We start from the raw sequence: 18,102 nt of genomic DNA, 5'->3' as shown, positions 1-18,102 counted from the left end.
GTGCCATATTACGTCATAAATTGACTCGATTTTAGAGCGTCGCTATAATAGGAATATTGAGTATTGAAAGGGGAACAGGGGACGGTATGAAAAGAGTTGTAGCTTTTTGGCTTATCGTGGTAGTGTCCGCTGGTGTTATGGCATGGACTACCCCAGGATTGTTGAAAGACATCCGGCTGGGATTAGACCTCAAGGGAGGATTTGAGATTCTCTATCAGGCCCAGCCACTAGATGCGAACGGGAAAGTAACGAAAGAAGCACTTCTCCAGACGGCAAAGAGTCTCGAGAAACGTGCGAATGCACTCGGTACGAGTGAACCGGAGATCTACCCAGAAGGGACAGATCGGATCCGTGTCAAAATTGCAGGGATAAAGAACGAAGAAGAAGTTCGTGAAATCATGAAGAAGCCTGCAGATCTAACGTTCCGCAGCGCAGAAGGTGGAAAAGCGGACGCGAAGACCGATTTGGAGAAGTATCCGAAGATTGAACTTCGCGGTGATGATTTCGTGGAGAATGGAGCGGAATTGACTTACAGCCAGCTTCGTGAACCACAAATCGCCATCAAAATTAAAGACAAGAAAAAATTTCAAGAGATTTCTCAGCGTTTGTTAGGCAAAAACCTAGCGATTTTCTTGGATGATCGCCTATTGTCTGACCCGGTTGTTAATGGCGTCTTCACAGATGGAACAGCTGTTATCTCGGGTAATTACACGGTTGAAGAAGCAAAAGAAATGCGTGATACGATCAACTTGGGTGCACTTCCACTCAAATTGAATGAGAAATATTCGAACAGCGTAGAAGCGACGCTCGGACAGAAATCGCTTAATGCGACAATGATCGCAAGTCTTATCGGTTGTGGCATTATTTTGTTATTCATGCTCGTATTCTACCGCCTTCCAGGCGCGATTGCTTGCTTCACGCTGATTTCCTTCACATGGCTGTTATTGCTCGTCTTTAAGCTGGCGAATATTACTTTAACGTTGCCGGGTATTGCAGCATTTGTACTCGGGATCGGGATGGCCGTCGATGCGAATATCATAACCTACGAGCGGGTGAAGGAAGAACTACGCAGCGGGAAGAGCATTCTGTCTTCGTTCAAAGCGGGTTCAAGAACATCCCTTCGTACGATCATTGACTCTCACGTGACGACGATGATCGCGGCTGCGGTATTGTTCGCGCTAGGTACAGGTACGGTTAAAGGGTTCGCGTTAATTCTGATCTTGACGATTATTACAAGTTTGCTCACGAACGTTGTCTTCTCACGGTTCTTGATGGACCTGTTGCTCAAAGATGGCGTTGGACACAAACTTGGATATTTCGGCGTGAAGGAGCGTGAAGTACGTGACCTCTAAGAACAAGAATGCGAACAAGCATTACCTGGATACAGACAAATATAAAGTCGATTTTGTTAAATTAAGCAAGTATTTCTTCACGTTCTCCATCATCATTACATTGCTCGGCGTGATTGTACTTTCTATCTTCGGATTGAATTATGGTGTGGATTTCCGTGAGGGGTCCAGTATTGATGTCACTGTGAACAAGGAAATATCCAAAGCAGAGGTAGAGCAGTTCGTTGTAGGACAAGGCTTTACGAAGGACCATACGGTTCAGACCAGCAGCGACCGTGTAACGGTTCGTCTTGGGGACGTCCTTACACACGATCAAGAAATCAAATTCAAGAAGGATTTCCAAGCAAAATTTGATCCAAAAGCATCTTTCGAGATCAATACCGTTGATGTTGAAATCGCTAGAGAGCTGCAGACCAATGCGCTGTTATCCGTTGCAATTGCAAGTATCGGGATTATTATTTATGTTAGTATCCGTTTTGAGTGGCGTTTCGCAATTGCGGCCATTATCGCCTTGCTTCATACGTCATTTATCGTTATCAGCGTATTCTCGATCTTCCGTCTGGAAGTCAACTTAACGTTTATTCTGGCAATTCTTACGATCATTGGTTATTCGATCAACGATACCGTCGTTATCTTCGACCGGATTCGTGAGAACCTGCGCTTTGCTAAAATCAAGAACACGGATGATTTGATTAGACTAGTGAATCACAGTATTTCGCAGACAATGACACGTTCGATCAACACCGTATTTACGGTATTCATCGCTGCATTCTGCCTACTGCTCTTCGGTAGTGAATCAATCCGTATGTTCTCACTCGCAATGACGATTGGTCTTGTATGTGGTGCATACACGTCCATCTTTATTGCAAGCCCATTGTGGTTAGTGCTGAAGAATAAGGCTAAGAAGCAGAACGAAGCTTCTAAAGCGACAACTTAATTGACGGCGTGAACGAAAAGATTTACGGAAAGCCGCGTCCTCGCGACGCGGCTTTTGTGCGCGAGTGCAGCCGTTTCAACTTGGAGGGGGACATATGAGGAATGAGCGTTCCGCTAAGGCGGAAACGGGGGCATGGGTAGGAATTATTGGGAATTTATTGTTAGCCGTCATGAAAGGAATTGTTGGATGGTATTCTGGCAGTAAAGCCTTACTCGCAGATGCATTTCATTCGGCTTCTGATATCGCGGGATCGCTTGCGGTCCTCGTCGGCATTCGAGCGGCGCGGATCCCGCCGGATAAAGATCATCCTTATGGTCACGGTAAGGCCGAGTCCATCGCTGCGATCGTCGTCTCGTTGCTGCTCGTGTTCGTCGGGTTCGAGATTGCGCGCAGTTCGATTCTCGCGATTTTCTCAGGTGTTCATGAAGCGCCTCATGGCTATGCGGTCCTCGCGATTCTGATATCGATTATCGTGAAGGAAGCGATGTTCCAATATAAATATCGTCTAGGCCGTAAATTAGGGAGTCAGGCGTTAATTGCGAACGCTTGGGAGCATCGGTCCGATGTGTACTCATCCCTTGCAGCATTGGTTGGCGTTGGCGGAGCATTGGTCGGGGAATGGCAGCACTTGCCATGGCTTCTGTATTTGGATCCGCTGGCAGGGCTTGTGGTTGCTGTCCTCGTGCTGCGGATGGGTTACCGACTTGTCATTGAAGCCATTCACAATACGATGGATCATGTGCTGCACGAAGAGGATTCGAAGGAATTGGTTGATGCGGTATTATCCGTAGCGGGTGTTATCGAAGTGGATGAGCTTCGTGCGAGAGAACATGGACATTATGTGATCGTCGATGTCAAGCTAAGTGTGAATCCTCGGATTTCAGTGCTTGAAGGTCATCGAATTGGCAAACGAGTGAAGCAGCATCTCATGAGTCAATTCGCGCATGTATCGGATGTGTTCATTCATGTGAACCCTTACGACCCAGGGTTTCCGTATAAGAGTAACAATCACATGTTGGACGATGATCATCCGACATTGCTTCAATAATCAAGCATGATGGCTTGGATGACGAAGGAGGGGGATCAATGCTTCATTCCAAAATGAAGTGGTTGCTCAAAGAAAATCCACAGCCGGAGCAAGTACGTCGATTGGCAGAGGAGACGGGAGTATCCACTTTCATCGCGCAGATGCTCATTGTTCGAGGAATCGATACCGCCGAACAAGTGGAAATGTTCCTGCATGGGACAATTACAGATTTGCATGATCCATTCCTGCTGAAAGGAATGGATGCTGCTGTTGAGCGAATCGAACGGGCCTTAGAGCAGGGCGAGAAAATTCGCATTTATGGTGATTATGATGCAGATGGCGTTTCCAGTACGTCATTAATGATTGAATTGTTCCGCGAGCTCGGCGCGGATTTCGATACCTATATTCCGCATCGGATGACCGAAGGGTATGGCATGAATAATCCAGCGATCGATCATGCGGCGAAGCATGGTGTCGCTTTGATTGTTACGGTCGATACGGGGATTAGCGCCGTCGATCAGATTGCTTATGCGAATCAATTGGGGATTGATGTCGTCGTAACTGATCACCATGAACCGCCGGACGTATTACCGAATGCAGTTGCGCTTGTGAATCCCAAAATCCATGATTGTCCTTATCCTTTCAAAGGATTAGCAGGCGTCGGCGTTGCCTTCAAATTGGCACACGCCCTATTGGGCAGAGTTCCTGAGGAATTATTGGAGTTCGTCACACTCGGGACGATCGCAGATTTGATGCCATTAACGGGGGAGAACCGGATTCTCGTTCGTTATGGCCTTGAACGTATGCGTCATTCGACCAATTTAGGCGTGCGAGCGCTATTCGAAACAGCGGATATGAAGCTGCCTCAGATTGGTTCAACGCAAGTTGCATTTGCAATGGCGCCTCGGATCAATGCAAGTGGTCGATTGGAGCATGCGATGCAGGCCGTAGAGCTCCTTACGACTAGAGATGCGGTGGAGGCGAAGCAGCTTGCCGAGCATTTGGATGCCCTGAACCGGGCCAGACAAGATATCGTAGAAGAAATTACGGCGGAAGCAGTCGAACAGCTGGAACAGAAAATTGCGGGTTCGCAAGATAGATTGCTGCCTAAAGTGATTGTGCTTGCAGGTGAAGGATGGAATGTTGGGGTAATCGGAATTGTTGCCTCCAAAATTCTCGAGCGTTATTATCGCCCGACGTTGATTCTGGGCATTGATGCGGATACAGGCAAGTGCAAAGGATCGGCTCGTTCGATTGATGGATTTAATTTGTATGATGCTTTAACAGAATGTTCTGAATTATTAGATCATTATGGTGGACATGAGGCTGCCGCAGGCCTTACAATGGAGCGGGATCATCTAGCTGCATTTGAGGCGCGGATGATCTCGCTTGCTGAGTGCTGTCTCACGCCAGAGCATGAAATGGCTTCCGTTGAGATTGATCTTGAATGTAAATTGTCTGATGCGACCGTTGCATTCATTGAATCACTGGAGGAGCTTGCTCCGTTCGGAATGGCGAACCCGGCGCCACGTGTGAAGTTACGCGGGCTTCGGCTCAAGGAGTCTAGACAAATCGGTCAAGAGAAACAGCATCTGAAATTGACGCTCGCTGAGGGGCGGATGGAGCTGGATGCTATATCCTTCCGCAATGGCCCACTCGCGAATCTCATGAATGATGAAGCTGTACTCGATCTTGTTGGAGAACTTCAGATCAATGAATGGAACGGCCGCAGAAAAGCGCAGCTGCTCGTACAAGACTTAGCGGTTCCGCATGTGCAATGTTATGACGGACGCGGGATACGGAATCCGCTGCAGTATATCGAGAAGACACATTCAGCTTGGGAACAATCGGGGCGTTCTTCGATCTATGGCCCGAAATTGCAGGGGGTTGTTGCAAGTGATTCCTATTGGATGCAATGGGATGTTCCTCCGTTGAATGCAGAGATATTCACGTGTTTGGTGTACGATCGTGAAGTAGGATTAAGACCGATCTCAGGTATGTCTGATCAGCCGAATATCGAGCTATCGGATCTGCAGACGATTTATCTTATCGATTTGCCAGAGGAAGTCACTGCAGTCGATTTGATTCTCCAGCACGCCGCACAGCTCGAACGCATTTATATCCTCTACGATAACATGCCAACAGAGGATTGTTTGCGTGTTCCTTCGAGAGAGGAATTTAAACGGGTTTATGTGGATATGATGAGAGAACGGTCGTGGTCTGCTGCCGAGAATACATTTATTCAAGGTATGAAGCAGCGTACAGGACTTTCCGAACGGACTTTGCAGCATGTGATGGATGTATTCACGGAACTTGGTTTCATTCAAGAAGCTTCGGGGCGTGTCACCATCGTTGATCAGCCGCAAAAAGCAGATTTGACCACGGCGCAAGCTTATCGCGATCTTGAACGCAAGTCTGCTGTAGAAGAGCAATTATTAGCCGTATCGACAGCGCAGCTCGCGCGTCGTTTTGGGCGACAATCCGTTTAAGTAATGAAATAGAGGAGAGATAGATGGATGGATTTCAAACAACATATTCGTGTCATTGAGGATTTTCCGCAACCAGGTATTAGCTTTAAAGACATTACGACTTTGCTCAAAAACGGTGAAGCTTACCGCGAAGCTATCAATGCCATGAAGGAAATGATCAAGGACAAGCAAATTGATCTGATCGCAGGTCCAGAAGCACGTGGATTCGTCGTGGGTGCACCGCTTGCTTATGCTCTTGGCGTAGGGTTCTTACCGATTCGTAAGAGCGGTAAATTACCGGGAGAGACGATTGAAGTTGGCTATGACCTAGAGTATGGTTCAGACAAGTTGGCGATGCATAAGGATGCCATCAAACCAGGTCAGAAGGTTCTTATTGCGGATGACCTGCTTGCAACAGGCGGTACAATCTGTACTTCGGTGAACCTTGTTCAGCAGCTAGGCGGCGATGTTGTCGGTGCGGCTTTCTTGATCGAGCTCGCAGAATTAAATGGCCGCGACAAACTAGAGAACATTGATGTCTACTCATTGTTAACTTATTAATCATAATAAAGATGTATCAAAAAGAGCTGGTGTAACGTATTCGTTACGACCAGCTCTTTTTTTGTATAGTTATGGATTACTTCTCGTTCGACCAGCCGATTTTCTCGATGATCGTGAAGAATAAGCTAAGGACGATTGCTACAATAGTTGCAAGTGCCATTCCTTTGAGCTCCACATGACCGATCGTCAGCTTCGCGCCACTGATACCAATGACGATAACGAGTGTGGTAAGCAGTAAGTTCGTCGGTTTACCAAAATCAACTTTGGACTCTACCAGAATGCGAAGGCCGGACGACGCGATAACACCGAAGAGCATAAGTGATACACCGCCCATAACCGGCACAGGAATACTGGAGATCAGTGCAGAGAATTTACCGAAGAAGGACATCAGAATCGCGAATACAGCGGCACCGCCGATGACGAATGTGGAGTATACTTTCGTAAGAGCCATAACGCCAATGTTCTCACCATATGTAGTATTTGGTGTGGATCCTACAAAACCAGAGATAATCGTAGAAATCCCGTTACCGAGAATGGAACGGTGAAGACCAGGGTCTTTCGACAAATCTTTACCAACGATATTGCTCGTAACCAGCAAGTGTCCTACATGTTCAACGATAACGACTAGAGCTGCTGGGATAATCGTAATAATCGCAGTCCAATTGAACGTGGGTGTCGTAATATGTGGGAAGGAGAACCAACTTGCATTTACAACACTTTCCCATTTCACAAGACCTACCATAGCTGCAACAATATAACCGACGATGATCCCGATCAGAATCGGTATGATCTTGAAGAAGCCGCGGAACATCACATTACCAATAACTGTCACGCCAAGTGTAATGAGCGATACCGTAATGACTTTAGAATCCGGTGTCCAATCTGCACCCGAACCGATGAGACCAGACATACTAGCTGCGACCGGTACGAGTTCAAGCCCGATTACGGCTACAATGGCAGCCATTGCTGCTGGAGGGAAGAGAACATGAATCCAATTTGTCCCAGCTAGTTTAACGAGAAGAGCTACGAGACAGAAGATGACCCCAGTAACTATGAAGCCGCCTAGTGCATCGGAATAACCGTTACCGCCTTTCATCGCGAGAACAACAGTAATAGGAGATATAAATGCGAAGCTGGAGCCGAGGTATGCGGGAATTTGCATTTTGCATAAGAATAAATAGAGTAGTGTGCCTATCCCGTTCATGAGTAGTACAATACCTGGATCAATGTGGAACATATTCGGAACAAGAACAGTCGATCCGAACATAGCGAACAAATGCTGAATACTCAGGATTGCGCCTTTGCCGAGTGGAGGTCTTTCATGGACTTGAATTTCTCTTTGTGACAACAATATCACTCCCCAATAAATATAAAACCTGTACTATCTTATATAGATTTTCCGATAATTTCAACAAAAATGTGCACAAATAGACAAACCAAAGTCAGAATAGTTGACGAAGCCAGCCCAGAAGGGCATAATGATAAAAACACGGATTTATGGTCGGATTGTACCGCATTCTATGTAGAGAGGAATTGGAACGGAGCAGATGGGCATTGAAAAGTTACTTGAGAAGGCATCCGCATATATCAAACCACAGGACTTGCAGCGTATACAGGAAGCCTACGATTTTGCTGAGAAAGCCCATATCAATCAGGTGCGCAAATCGGGGGAGCCTTATATTCTTCACCCGCTTGCGGTCGCTGATATTGTGGTTAATATGCAGATGGATACGACATCCGTTATTGCGGCGCTATTGCATGATGTAGTTGAAGACACATCGGTCTCCTTGGATGCCATTCGGGAGAAATTCGGCAATACTTGCGCCTTGCTCGTGGATGGTCTGACTAAACTCGAGAAGATTCAGTTCCGATCCAAAGAGGAACAACAGAACGAGAACTATCGGAAGATGTTTGTAGCAATGGCACAGGACATTCGTGTCATTGTCATTAAGCTTGCAGACCGTTTGCACAACATGCGAACGTTAAAATATCAATCCGAAGAAAGCCAGCGTCGAATTGCTTATGAGACGTTGGAGATTTTTTGTCCAATCGCACACCGGCTCGGGATTTCCGCAATTAAATGGGAGATGGAGGATATCGCCCTTAGATATTTGAATCCGCAGCAATACTACCGGATTGCGAATCTCGTTCAGAAGAAGCGTGTAGAGCGGGAGCAGTATATTGATAATGTCATTGGACGAATCAAAGAGAAGCTAGACGAGATGGGGATCGAAGCGGATTTATCCGGTCGCCCCAAACATATTTATAGCGTGTATAAGAAGATGTCGACGAAGAACAAGCAGTTCACTGAAATCTATGATTTGCTCGCGATTCGGATCATTGTTGATAATATTAAAGATTGTTATGCGACACTCGGAATTATCCATACGTTATGGAAGCCGATGCCTGGCAGATTCAAAGATTATATCGCGATGCCAAAAGCGAATATGTATCAGTCCCTGCATACGACGGTGATTGGACCAAATGGTGAACCGACAGAAGTGCAAATCCGCACATGGGAAATGCATCGCACGTCCGAGTTCGGTATCGCAGCGCATTGGGCATACAAAGAAGGCAGTGTCGTACCTGCTGGCAATTTCGAGGACAAAATGAACTGGTTCCGCGAAATTCTAGAGCTCCAGCAAGAGACCAAAGATGCGTCAGAGTTCATGGAATCACTCAAAATGGACTTCTTCTCGGATCTTGTGTTTGTTTTTACGCCAAAAGGCGAAGTTATCGAATTACCGGCGGGATCAGTCCCATTGGATTTTGCTTATCGCATTCATACGGAAGTCGGTAATCGGACGATCGGCGCGAAGGTAAACGGTCGAATCGTACCGCTCGAACATAAATTGAAGACAGGCGATATCGTCGAAATTCTAACGTCGAAGCATTCCTACGGTCCAAGCCAGGATTGGGTCAAAATCGCACAATCCTCGCACGCGCGCAGCAAAATTAAGCAATGGTTCAAGAAAGAGCGCCGCGAGGAGAACGTAGAGAAGGGTCGAGAACTACTCGAGCGCGAGCTGAAGCGTCTTGGTCTAGAGCCGTCGGCTTGGTTAACGGATGACAAACTTCTTGAGGTGGCGAAGAAATTCACCTTTAATGATATCGAAGATATGCTGTCTGCCATCGGCTTCAGTGGCATTACCGCAGCTCAGATCTGCACAAGACTTACGGAGAAAATGCGTAAGGAAGCGGAAGAAGCGAATTTAATCGAATTGACGAATGAAGTACGTGAAGTGAAGAGTTCGCCAGAACGGAAATCACGTCCGACGAACGGCGTTCGGGTCAAAGGTATCGATAACCTGCTCGTGCGGTTTGCACGCTGCTGTAATCCGATTCCTGGCGATGATATTATCGGGTATATTACGCGTGGACGCGGGGTGTCTGTGCATCGAACGGATTGTACGAACATTCCGAAGGATGACGATGCTGATGAAGCAGCACGTGTCATTGAAGTTGAGTGGGAGAAGACGGTCGAAGCGAACTATAGTGTTGATATTGAGATTACAGGACTGGATCGCCGCGGTATGCTAAATGAAGTGCTTCAGGCGGTATCCGAGAGCAAGACGAATATTTCGGCGGTATCGGGTCGTTCGGATAAGAACAAAATGTCGCTCATTCATATGACGATTCTCATTCGGAACAATGATCATTTGCAATCCGTCGTCGATAAAATTAAGCGTGTCAGAGATGTCTATTCCGTTCATCGGATGATGCAATAGAGGAGAATTGTGGTTCATGAAAGTCGTGGTACAGCGTTGTAAAGAAGCAAGCGTCATTGTCTCGGGTGAGACCATCGGTCAAATTGAATTCGGATTAATGCTGCTCGTGGGCATCACCCATGAAGATACAGAACAAGATGTTCGGTATGCTGCGGATAAAATTGCGGGGCTGCGTATCTTTGAAGATGATCAGGAGAAAATGAACTTCTCTGTCGTGGATGTTGGCGGACAGATTCTATCGGTCTCCCAGTTCACACTCTACGGTGATGTTCGCAAAGGGAAACGTCCGAACTTCATGGCTGCGGCTCGTCCCGAACAGGCGGAAAAGTTATACGAACTCTTCAATGCGAGATTGCGTGAGCTAGGCTTGGTCGTAGAGACCGGGCGGTTCGGGGCAATGATGGATGTCGTCTTTACGAATTCAGGCCCCGTCACCTTGATCGTGGATTCGAAGCAAGAGTAAGCAAGAACACCCAGATGGATTAAGAGAACTCCGATCGGGAAGACTAGGGAGGTACCAGTCTTACGTGAAGGAGCGATTGCATTGCGTTCATCGAAGAAAGAAATGGCCATGCGACGAGCAGATGCTCGAATTCTTGGCAATGATATGCATGAGACGATGCGGATGGGCGTCAGTCGGAGCGGGAACGAGTTCGCTTCCGAGATGATGATTCCAACGAAGCGTAATCAGGATTGGAATGGAACGGGGAAATGAAGCGCTTTATTTTTTGTAATATAACTGTAATGTTAATTAAACAATCCGATAACATTGCCGGTCTATACTACAAACATGACCCCCTTTTTAATATAACTTTTGGACCTACAATCGAATTTGTAGGTTTTTTTCTGTCTTCTTATCGAATTAAGGCCCAAAGAGGCAACCAAATCTTGACTTTCCTACACTAACTCGCTACAATCATATAATAAGTTTATGAATCTTTGATTCGTTGAAGGGATAAAGTACTTCACCCCACATAGACAGAGAGGGATCCCCAGGCTGTAAGGATCCTTATGATGGACGAACGAATAGACCTCCCTGAGAACAAACGGTGAACCGATGAGCTTCGATGCGAAGCCTTCGCAGTAATCGATTTGCGTGTCACGGGCGTTAACCGTAAAGCGAGCGATATTCATCCTGTAATATGGGATTTAGCTCGAAATGTGGGTGGTACCACGGGTGAATGTGAACACAATCTCTCGTCCCTGTTCTGATGACAGGGGTGGGGGATTTTTTTATTTTTAGACGGAGGGAATCGAATATGGCATTTCAGAAGCCTACGGGCACACAGGATATTCTGCCTGGGAATGTAGAGAACTGGCAGTTTATTGAAGAGAAAGCACGTGACTTGAGCCGCAGGTTCAATTACAAGGAGATTCGCACACCGATTTTTGAGCAGACTGAATTGTTCGAGCGCGGTGTTGGAGAGACGACAGACGTCGTCGAGAAAGAAATGTATACGTTCCGTGATAAAGGCGACCGCAGCATGACGCTTCGTCCGGAAGGTACGGCAGGCGTGGTTCGTTCCTATGTAGAGAACAAGCTCTACGGGGAGCCGGATACATGCAAGTTGTATTATATCGGTCCGATGTTCCGTTATGAGCGTCCGCAAGCAGGGCGTCAGCGCCAATTCCATCAGTTCGGGATCGAAGCCTTCGGTGCGATAGACCCGAGTATTGATGCGGAAGTTGTGGCGTTCGGTTATCAGTTCTGCCGCGAGATCGGATTACAAGGTGTAAAGGTGGAGATCAACTCCATCGGGAACCCAGCCGTACGGGCAGCTTATCGCGATACATTGCTCAATTTCTTGAATCCGCTACGGGACAAACTCTGTAAGGATTGTCAGTCTCGTATGGATCGTAATCCACTTCGTGTATTGGATTGTAAAGTGGATCAGCAATATTTCACGGACGCACCATCGATTCTAGATAGTCTGGACGAAGAATGTGCGACACACTTCGAGAAGGTGAAGCAGCATTTGACCGCGATGGGTGTGGAATACACGATTAATCACCGTCTTGTACGGGGGCTTGACTATTATACGCATACTGCGTTTGAGTATAAAGCACAAGGCATCGGCGCGATTGATACGATCGGCGGCGGTGGGCGATACAACGGATTGGTTGCTGGTATTGGCGGCCCGGATCAACCGGGTGTCGGATTTGGTATCGGTCTGGAGCGTATCGCATTAATTTTGGAGAAGCAGGGCATTGCGATTCCGCAGCCAAAGCCGCTCGATGTGTATCTGATTGCACTTGGAGAGCAGGCGGAGGATGAGGTTACGAAGCAGTTGCATATTTTACGGACACAAGGCATCATTGCGGAGAAAGACTACCAGGGACGTAAAATGAAGGCGCAAATGAAATCAGCTGACCGGATGCAAGCTCGCTTTACCGCGATTTTAGGTGATGACGAGTTATCCCGCGGAGAGATTGCGCTGAAATCGATGACTACAGGGGAGCAGAAGATGGTACCACTTGCTCGCTTAGCTGAAGAAATCATTAAATAGGTAAAGACAATATACCAAAAGGGGTAGAACGAAAATGATGCTAAAAACGCATAACTGTGGAACATTGACTAAAGCAAACGTCGGTGAGACGGTAACGCTCAACGGTTGGGTACAGCGCCGCCGTGACCTTGGAGGCGTACTCTTTATTGATCTTCGCGACCGCAGCGGGATCGTACAAATCGTGTTCAATCCGGATTTCTCCGGCGATGCGCTTAAATTAGGCGATCGTGCGCGGAATGAATTCGTACTTGCTGTTTCTGGTAAAGTCGTGGAACGCGATGCGGAGACGGTTAACTCGAACTTGCCGACAGGTGAGGTTGAAGTACAAATTACGGAAATTGAAATTCTAAATGCAGCGAAGAACCCGCCGTTCTTCATCGAAGACGGCATCGAAATCGATGAATCCCTTCGCTTGAAATATCGTTACCTGGATCTGCGTCGTCCAGAAATGCAGAGAACATTATTGCTTCGTTCGAAGGCTGCAAAAATTTTCCGCGATTTCCTCGACGAGCAAGGCTTTATCGATGTGGAGACTCCAATCTTGACGAAGAGCACACCAGAAGGTGCGCGTGACTATCTTGTACCGAGCCGGGTGCATCCAGGTGAATTCTTCGCATTGCCGCAATCGCCACAAATTTTCAAACAGTTGCTAATGGTCGGCGGGATCGAGCGTTACTACCAAATCGCACGCTGCTTCCGAGATGAAGATCTTCGTGCAGATCGTCAGCCAGAATTCACGCAAGTCGACATTGAGACATCCTTCTTGTCCCAAGATCAATTACTTGGCATGATGGAGCAGCTCATGGCTCGCTTGTTCAAGGAAACAATTAACGTTGATATTCCTACGCCGTTCCAACGTATAACTTATGCAGATGCAATGGGTAAATATGGTTCAGATAAGCCGGACTTGCGTTTTGGCATGGAATTGATTGAAATGAACGATATCGTAGCGAACTGTGGTGTAAAAGTATTTGCTTCCGTTATTGAAAAAGGCGGCGAAGTGAAATGCTTGAACGCAAAAGGCTGCGGAACATGGAGCCGTAAAGATATCGACGATCTAGGACCTTATGCAGCGCGTTATGGCGCGAAGGGCCTCGCTTGGATTCAAGTGAAAGACGGCGAGTTCAAAGGGCCTATCGTGAAATTCTTCAGCGAAGAAGAAATTGCAGCGATCAAAGAGCGTACAGGGGCAGAAGAAGGCGACTTGCTCTTGTTCTCCGCAGACAACAAGAAAGTTGTTGCTGATGTACTTGGTAACCTACGTCTCAAAATCGGCCGTCAACTCGGTTTGATTAACGATAATGAATACAAATTCGCGTGGGTTGTAGACTTCCCACTTCTCGGATATGACGAAGAAGCGAAACGCTATGTCGCAGAACACCATCCGTTCACGCGTCCGAACGAAGATGATGTGCATTACTTCGACACTGACCCAGGAAAGATTCGTGCACAAGCTTACGATATCGTCTTGAATGGTTATGAAGTCGGCGGCGGTTCGATGCGGATCTACAAACGTGATGTGCAAGAGAAAATGTTCAACGCACTTGGCTTCTCGCCAGAACAAGCGAAAGAACAATTCGGCTTCTTGCTGGATGCATTCGAATACGGAACGCCTCCACACGGTGGTATTGCATTCGGATTTGACCGCTTAGTGATGCTGCTCACAGGCCGTACGAACTTACGTGAGACGATCGCATTCCCGAAAACAGCAAGTGCAACAGATTTGCTCAGCAATGCGCCGTCACCGGTTGAGAGTGCACAGCTTGATCAATTGCACATCAAGCTCTCGAAAAAAGCAGCTGAAGCAGTCATCGGCTAGAGGAGGCAGTAAGCACTATGCTTCATCAGTTTTCTAGAACAGAACTGGCTATTGGTCCGGATGGTCTGGACAAAATGAAGAGAAGTACCGTCGCGGTCCTCGGGATCGGCGGCGTCGGCTCAATTGCAGCTGAAGCGCTCGCGCGTACAGGGATCGGCCGAATCATTCTCATCGATAAAGATGTGGTCGACATCACGAACATTAATCGCCAGATTCATGCGTTAACGACGACGGTGGGACAGAAGAAAGCGGATTTGATGCGTGACCGGATTAAGCTTATTAATCCGGATTGCGATGTCATCGCGCTGAATATATTCTACACGGAAGAGACCTATGAGCAGTTGTTCCAATATCCACTCGATTATGTACTGGATGCATCGGATACGATCATCTATAAGATTCATCTGATCAAACAGTGTCTAACTCGCGGGATCCCGGTCATCTCGAGCATGGGCGCAGCGAATAAGATGGATCCGACAAAGTTCCAAGTTGCGGATATTTCCAAGACTTCAATGGACCCTATTGCACGTGTCATTCGTCAGAAATTACGCAAGGAAGGCATTAAGAAAGGGGTTCAAGTTGTCTTCTCCACAGAGGAGCCAATCAAACCTCGTGAAGATGTGACCCAGCGAATCGTTCCGGAGAATGCGCCGGATATTCGTAAAGCGCAAATGCCGCCAGCGAGTAACGCGTTCGTACCTCCAACCGTTGGGCTGATTATGACCAGCGTTGCAGTACGTGATTTGCTCGCAACTATGCAGACAGAAGAATCATAATAATGCGAATAACCTGTTCTTGGCCATCACGGCCGAGTACAGGTTGTTTTTTTGTGTAAGACTATTTCAACCGCAGGTAAGCCCAGCTTACCAGGCTGATCGCTGCCGCTCCCGCGAGTGCGATGAAGAGGAAGTAACCTGCTCTAGTACGTGTAACCGTATGCGTGTCGTAGAATTCCCCTTTGCGTGCAGTGCCCGCCCAGAGATCCCAGACGAGTTGGATGACGACGAGCGTAAAGCCCCGGATTTGCTTCATGTACACTCCTCCTTTTCCTATTATTGTAATTTAATAGAAATTAACTTTCAACTGAATATTCGAATAAAACGAACCACTAGCGTTATTTAATGGGGTGTGTTATGATATCACTAAATTTAGTACCAGATACTAATATCTAGTGCTAATAAAAGACTGAAGGAGGATTAGGATATGACAAATTCAAATGTGTTGAAAGATAGTAAAATCGAAATGACTTCGCATGCTCGAATTACAGCGATCGGTGCTTATGTTCCTGAACGCAAAATTACGAATGCAGATATGGAACAGCTGGTAGATACCAGTGATGAATGGATTGTGCAGCGTACAGGGATTCATGAGCGAAGAGCCGTTTGTGATGGCGAATTTACGAGTGATATGTGTATTCGAGCTGTCGAGGATATGCTAGCTAACTATCCGGTTAACGTTGAAGACGTCGATATGATTCTGGTTGCGACGAATACGCCCGATGTTCCGTTCCCTTCAGTAGCGGCAATCGTTCAAGCGCATTTTGAGATCGCAAGTACGGGGACGCTGGATATCAATGCGACGTGTGCAGGGTTCGCATATGGTCTGCATCTCGCGAACGGTCTGATCAGCGCAGGCTTGCATCGGAAGATCCTCGTCTTCGGGGCAGATACCTTAACACGTGTGACGGATTACACGGATCGCACGACCTGTATCCTTTTTGGTGATGGAGCGGGTGTCGTGCTAGTGGAACGAGATATGGAAAACGGCGCATTTCAGGCGGTGACGATGGGGACAGACGGGGTTGGCGGCAAGCATGTATATCGGTCAGGATCGCGTAAGGAGCTCCACGGCACAGTGCTAGTCGGAGATGGGAATATCGTACAGAACGGACGGGAGGTCTACCGTTTTGCTGTGAGTACGGTCCCGAAAGGAATTGCAGCACTGCTCGAGCAGACAGGTGGAACAACGGAGCAGATTGATTGGTTCGTACCGCATAGTGCGAATTTGCGCATTATCGAATCGATCTGTGAGAAGAGCGATATTCCATTGGAGAAGGCGCTCTATAGCCTCGAATATTACGGCAATACATCGGCTGCATCGATCCCGCTCGCCATTCATTTGGGAGTTCAGGAAGGCAAAGTGAAACAGGGCGACAATATGCTCTTGTTCGGCTTCGGGGGCGGCCTCACGTACACAGGATTGATCCTTCGCTGGATGTAGTTAGGCTCCCTTAGGCTACTTGTGGTATGATATAAGAACAAGTGTTAGCATCATATCGCAGAATAAATAAGGGTTGGGATTAGACGATGGATTTATTCTCTTATCAAGAACAATCAGAACCGGGACAGCGTTTGCTTGCAGATCGACTGCGGCCGCAGTCCCTGGATGAATACATTGGTCAGGAACATATTGTAGGACCGGGTAAATTGCTTCGAAGAGCAATCGAAGCAGATCAGGTCAGCTCCATTCTTCTCTATGGGCCGCCAGGGTGTGGGAAGACGACGTTAGCTCATATCATTTCGAGGCAGACCAAAGGTACATTCGTACGCCTAAATGCAGTCGATGCATCGGTTAAGGATGTACGAGAAGTCATAGAACAAGCTAAACAGAATAAGATGATGTATGGGACGAAGACGATTCTATTCTTGGACGAGGTGCATCGTTTCAACAGCTCGAGGCAAGATGCGCTGCTGCCTGCGGTGGAGCAGGGCACCATCGTGTTCATTGGAGCGACGACGGAGAACCCGTTCCATTATGTGAACGGGGCGTTGCTCAGTCGTTCTACGCTCTTTCAGCTGCAGCCGCTCACGCAGGTGCATTCGCTGCTGGCCATGACCCGTGCCCTGTCGGATCCCGACAGGGGCCTCGGCTTCATGCAGCTCAGCGCCGATGAAGAGGCGCTGACGCACATCGCCAGCATGGCGAATGGGGACATTCGCCGTGCGCTGAATGCGCTGGAGCTGGCGGCACTGACGACGCCGCCGGATGCGGACGGCAGCGTCCGCATCACACTCGAGGTGGCGGAGGAGTCCATCCGCCGCCCGACGGTCCGTGCAGACGAGTCGACGCAGTACGACGTCTTGTCGGCGTTCCACAAGAGCATTCGCGGATCGAGCGATGCCGCGTTGTTCTGGTTCTTCTATGCCGTCGAGAAGCTCGGCATGGACCCGATGACGTTCATCCGTCGTCTGACCGTTGCATGCAGCGAAGACATCGGCTTAGCTAATCCGCAAGCGCTCGTTCAAGCGACCAGCGCGCTGGATGCGTATCATAAGATCGGGTGGCCGGAATCCAAATATATTATTGCCCAGGCCATTCTATTTGCTGTTGAGAGTCCAAAGTCGAATGCGATTCCGCTCGCCATCTATCGCGCGATGGAAGCGATGGAGGAGATCAAGTCGGCCGAGGTGCCGCTTCATTTGCGCGATACGCATTATAAGGGGGCAGAGAAGCTGGGTCATCAGGGATACAAGTATCCGCATGATTATCCAGGGCATTATGTCGTGCAGGATTATTTGCCTGCGAACATTCGAAATCGTGTCTTCTATATGGCCTCTGAGCAAGGTATGGAAGAGAAAATTAAGCATAACCAACAGCTTCGGCGACAACCAAAATCATAGACGAAAATTTTCCTTCATTTGACGGACAAACCTACTCATCGGTATAATATAATATTAATATAAGATTTTCATATCTGAAGGAGGTG

Annotated in this window: 15 protein-coding genes; 13 read left to right on the top strand and 2 right to left on the bottom strand. The window is 47.7% G+C overall.

Annotated elements, in window-relative coordinates; genetic code table 11:
- The first annotated feature begins 86 nt into the window (after nucleotides 1–86).
- From secD to AC3WU2_RS09810, 5 genes are all read left to right on the top strand, one after another.
- The gene (gene secD, locus AC3WU2_RS09830) at nucleotides 87–1,352 is read left to right on the top strand and encodes a protein translocase subunit SecD (protein WP_492453646.1); all 1,266 of its coding nucleotides are present in this window, start codon (nucleotides 87–89) and stop codon (nucleotides 1,350–1,352) included.
- The gene (secF, locus tag AC3WU2_RS09825) at nucleotides 1,342–2,286 is read left to right on the top strand and encodes a protein translocase subunit SecF (RefSeq protein ID WP_492453644.1); all 945 of its coding nucleotides are present in this window, start codon (nucleotides 1,342–1,344) and stop codon (nucleotides 2,284–2,286) included. The genes secD and secF overlap by 11 nt, the downstream gene beginning before the upstream one ends.
- A gap of 94 nt (nucleotides 2,287–2,380) precedes the next feature.
- A complete protein-coding gene (locus AC3WU2_RS09820) occupies nucleotides 2,381–3,334 on the top strand; it encodes a cation diffusion facilitator family transporter (RefSeq protein ID WP_492453642.1) in 954 nt (317 codons plus the stop codon).
- 38 nt (nucleotides 3,335–3,372) lie between these two features.
- Complete coding sequence (gene recJ / locus AC3WU2_RS09815; protein ID WP_492453640.1) at nucleotides 3,373–5,802, top strand: single-stranded-DNA-specific exonuclease RecJ; 2,430 nt, start codon at nucleotides 3,373–3,375, stop codon at nucleotides 5,800–5,802.
- Between the two features lie 27 nt (nucleotides 5,803–5,829).
- Complete coding sequence (locus AC3WU2_RS09810; protein WP_492453639.1) at nucleotides 5,830–6,342, top strand: adenine phosphoribosyltransferase; 513 nt, start codon at nucleotides 5,830–5,832, stop codon at nucleotides 6,340–6,342.
- 76 nt (nucleotides 6,343–6,418) lie between these two features.
- On the opposite strand, the gene uraA is transcribed toward AC3WU2_RS09810, so the two are convergent.
- Complete coding sequence (gene uraA, locus AC3WU2_RS09805; RefSeq protein ID WP_492453637.1) at nucleotides 6,419–7,690, bottom strand: uracil permease; 1,272 nt, start codon at nucleotides 7,688–7,690, stop codon at nucleotides 6,419–6,421.
- Nucleotides 7,691–7,889: 199 nt separating this feature from the next.
- On the opposite strand from uraA, the gene AC3WU2_RS09800 reads away from it, so the two are divergent.
- From AC3WU2_RS09800 to AC3WU2_RS09775, 6 genes are all read left to right on the top strand, one after another.
- Complete coding sequence (locus tag AC3WU2_RS09800; protein WP_492453635.1) at nucleotides 7,890–10,070, top strand: RelA/SpoT family protein; 2,181 nt, start codon at nucleotides 7,890–7,892, stop codon at nucleotides 10,068–10,070.
- Between the two features lie 16 nt (nucleotides 10,071–10,086).
- Nucleotides 10,087–10,533: a D-aminoacyl-tRNA deacylase gene (gene dtd / locus AC3WU2_RS09795; RefSeq protein WP_018757071.1), complete on the top strand. Its 447-nt coding sequence runs from the start codon at nucleotides 10,087–10,089 to the stop codon at nucleotides 10,531–10,533.
- 81 nt (nucleotides 10,534–10,614) lie between these two features.
- Nucleotides 10,615–10,785 (top strand): hypothetical protein, encoded by a 171-nt coding sequence (locus tag AC3WU2_RS09790; RefSeq protein ID WP_018757072.1) that lies wholly within the window; start codon nucleotides 10,615–10,617, stop codon nucleotides 10,783–10,785.
- 544 nt (nucleotides 10,786–11,329) lie between these two features.
- Nucleotides 11,330–12,577, top strand: a complete 1,248-nt coding sequence (gene hisS / locus AC3WU2_RS09785; protein WP_492453632.1) for a histidine--tRNA ligase — start codon at nucleotides 11,330–11,332, stop codon at nucleotides 12,575–12,577.
- A 37-nt stretch (nucleotides 12,578–12,614) separates the two neighbouring features.
- Nucleotides 12,615–14,396, top strand: coding sequence for an aspartate--tRNA ligase (aspS, locus tag AC3WU2_RS09780; RefSeq protein WP_492454035.1), 1,782 nt, complete (start codon nucleotides 12,615–12,617; stop codon nucleotides 14,394–14,396).
- 17 nt (nucleotides 14,397–14,413) lie between these two features.
- Nucleotides 14,414–15,172 (top strand): tRNA threonylcarbamoyladenosine dehydratase, encoded by a 759-nt coding sequence (locus tag AC3WU2_RS09775; RefSeq protein ID WP_492453630.1) that lies wholly within the window; start codon nucleotides 14,414–14,416, stop codon nucleotides 15,170–15,172.
- Between the two features lie 61 nt (nucleotides 15,173–15,233).
- Here AC3WU2_RS09775 and AC3WU2_RS09770 read toward each other — a convergent pair whose 3' ends face one another.
- Nucleotides 15,234–15,428, bottom strand: a complete 195-nt coding sequence (locus AC3WU2_RS09770; protein ID WP_492453628.1) for a hypothetical protein — start codon at nucleotides 15,426–15,428, stop codon at nucleotides 15,234–15,236.
- A 171-nt stretch (nucleotides 15,429–15,599) separates the two neighbouring features.
- On the opposite strand from AC3WU2_RS09770, the gene AC3WU2_RS09765 reads away from it, so the two are divergent.
- Nucleotides 15,600–16,616, top strand: coding sequence for a ketoacyl-ACP synthase III (locus AC3WU2_RS09765; RefSeq protein WP_492453626.1), 1,017 nt, complete (start codon nucleotides 15,600–15,602; stop codon nucleotides 16,614–16,616).
- A gap of 86 nt (nucleotides 16,617–16,702) precedes the next feature.
- Nucleotides 16,703–18,016 carry a replication-associated recombination protein A gene (locus tag AC3WU2_RS09760; protein WP_492453625.1) on the top strand — a complete coding sequence of 438 codons (1,314 nt, stop codon included), beginning with the start codon at nucleotides 16,703–16,705 and terminating at the stop codon, nucleotides 18,014–18,016.
- Nucleotides 18,017–18,102 lie beyond the last annotated feature (86 nt).

It is taken from the genome of Paenibacillus sp. EB106-05-06-XG162, from assembly GCF_058791655.1.
Note: the sequence above shows the minus strand (reverse complement) of the source record. Positions and strands in the feature narration are given on the sequence as shown.

What these genes read in the sequence shown, in the direction of transcription:
- AC3WU2_RS09775 (WP_492453630.1), top strand. Translation starts at nt 14,414, where the DNA reads ATGCTTCATCAGTTTTCTAGAACAGAACTGGCTATTGGTCCGGATGGT.
- aspS (WP_492454035.1), top strand. Translation starts at nt 12,615, where the DNA reads ATGCTAAAAACGCATAACTGTGGAACATTGACTAAAGCAAACGTCGGT.
- AC3WU2_RS09770 (WP_492453628.1), bottom strand. Translation starts at nt 15,428, where the DNA reads ATGAAGCAAATCCGGGGCTTTACGCTCGTCGTCATCCAACTCGTCTGG.
- recJ (WP_492453640.1), top strand. Translation starts at nt 3,373, where the DNA reads ATGCTTCATTCCAAAATGAAGTGGTTGCTCAAAGAAAATCCACAGCCG.
- AC3WU2_RS09810 (WP_492453639.1), top strand. Translation starts at nt 5,830, where the DNA reads ATGGATTTCAAACAACATATTCGTGTCATTGAGGATTTTCCGCAACCA.
- AC3WU2_RS09760 (WP_492453625.1), top strand. Translation starts at nt 16,703, where the DNA reads ATGGATTTATTCTCTTATCAAGAACAATCAGAACCGGGACAGCGTTTG.
- hisS (WP_492453632.1), top strand. Translation starts at nt 11,330, where the DNA reads ATGGCATTTCAGAAGCCTACGGGCACACAGGATATTCTGCCTGGGAAT.
- AC3WU2_RS09800 (WP_492453635.1), top strand. Translation starts at nt 7,890, where the DNA reads ATGGGCATTGAAAAGTTACTTGAGAAGGCATCCGCATATATCAAACCA.
- secD (WP_492453646.1), top strand. Translation starts at nt 87, where the DNA reads ATGAAAAGAGTTGTAGCTTTTTGGCTTATCGTGGTAGTGTCCGCTGGT.
- dtd (WP_018757071.1), top strand. Translation starts at nt 10,087, where the DNA reads ATGAAAGTCGTGGTACAGCGTTGTAAAGAAGCAAGCGTCATTGTCTCG.
- AC3WU2_RS09820 (WP_492453642.1), top strand. Translation starts at nt 2,381, where the DNA reads ATGAGGAATGAGCGTTCCGCTAAGGCGGAAACGGGGGCATGGGTAGGA.
- AC3WU2_RS09765 (WP_492453626.1), top strand. Translation starts at nt 15,600, where the DNA reads ATGACAAATTCAAATGTGTTGAAAGATAGTAAAATCGAAATGACTTCG.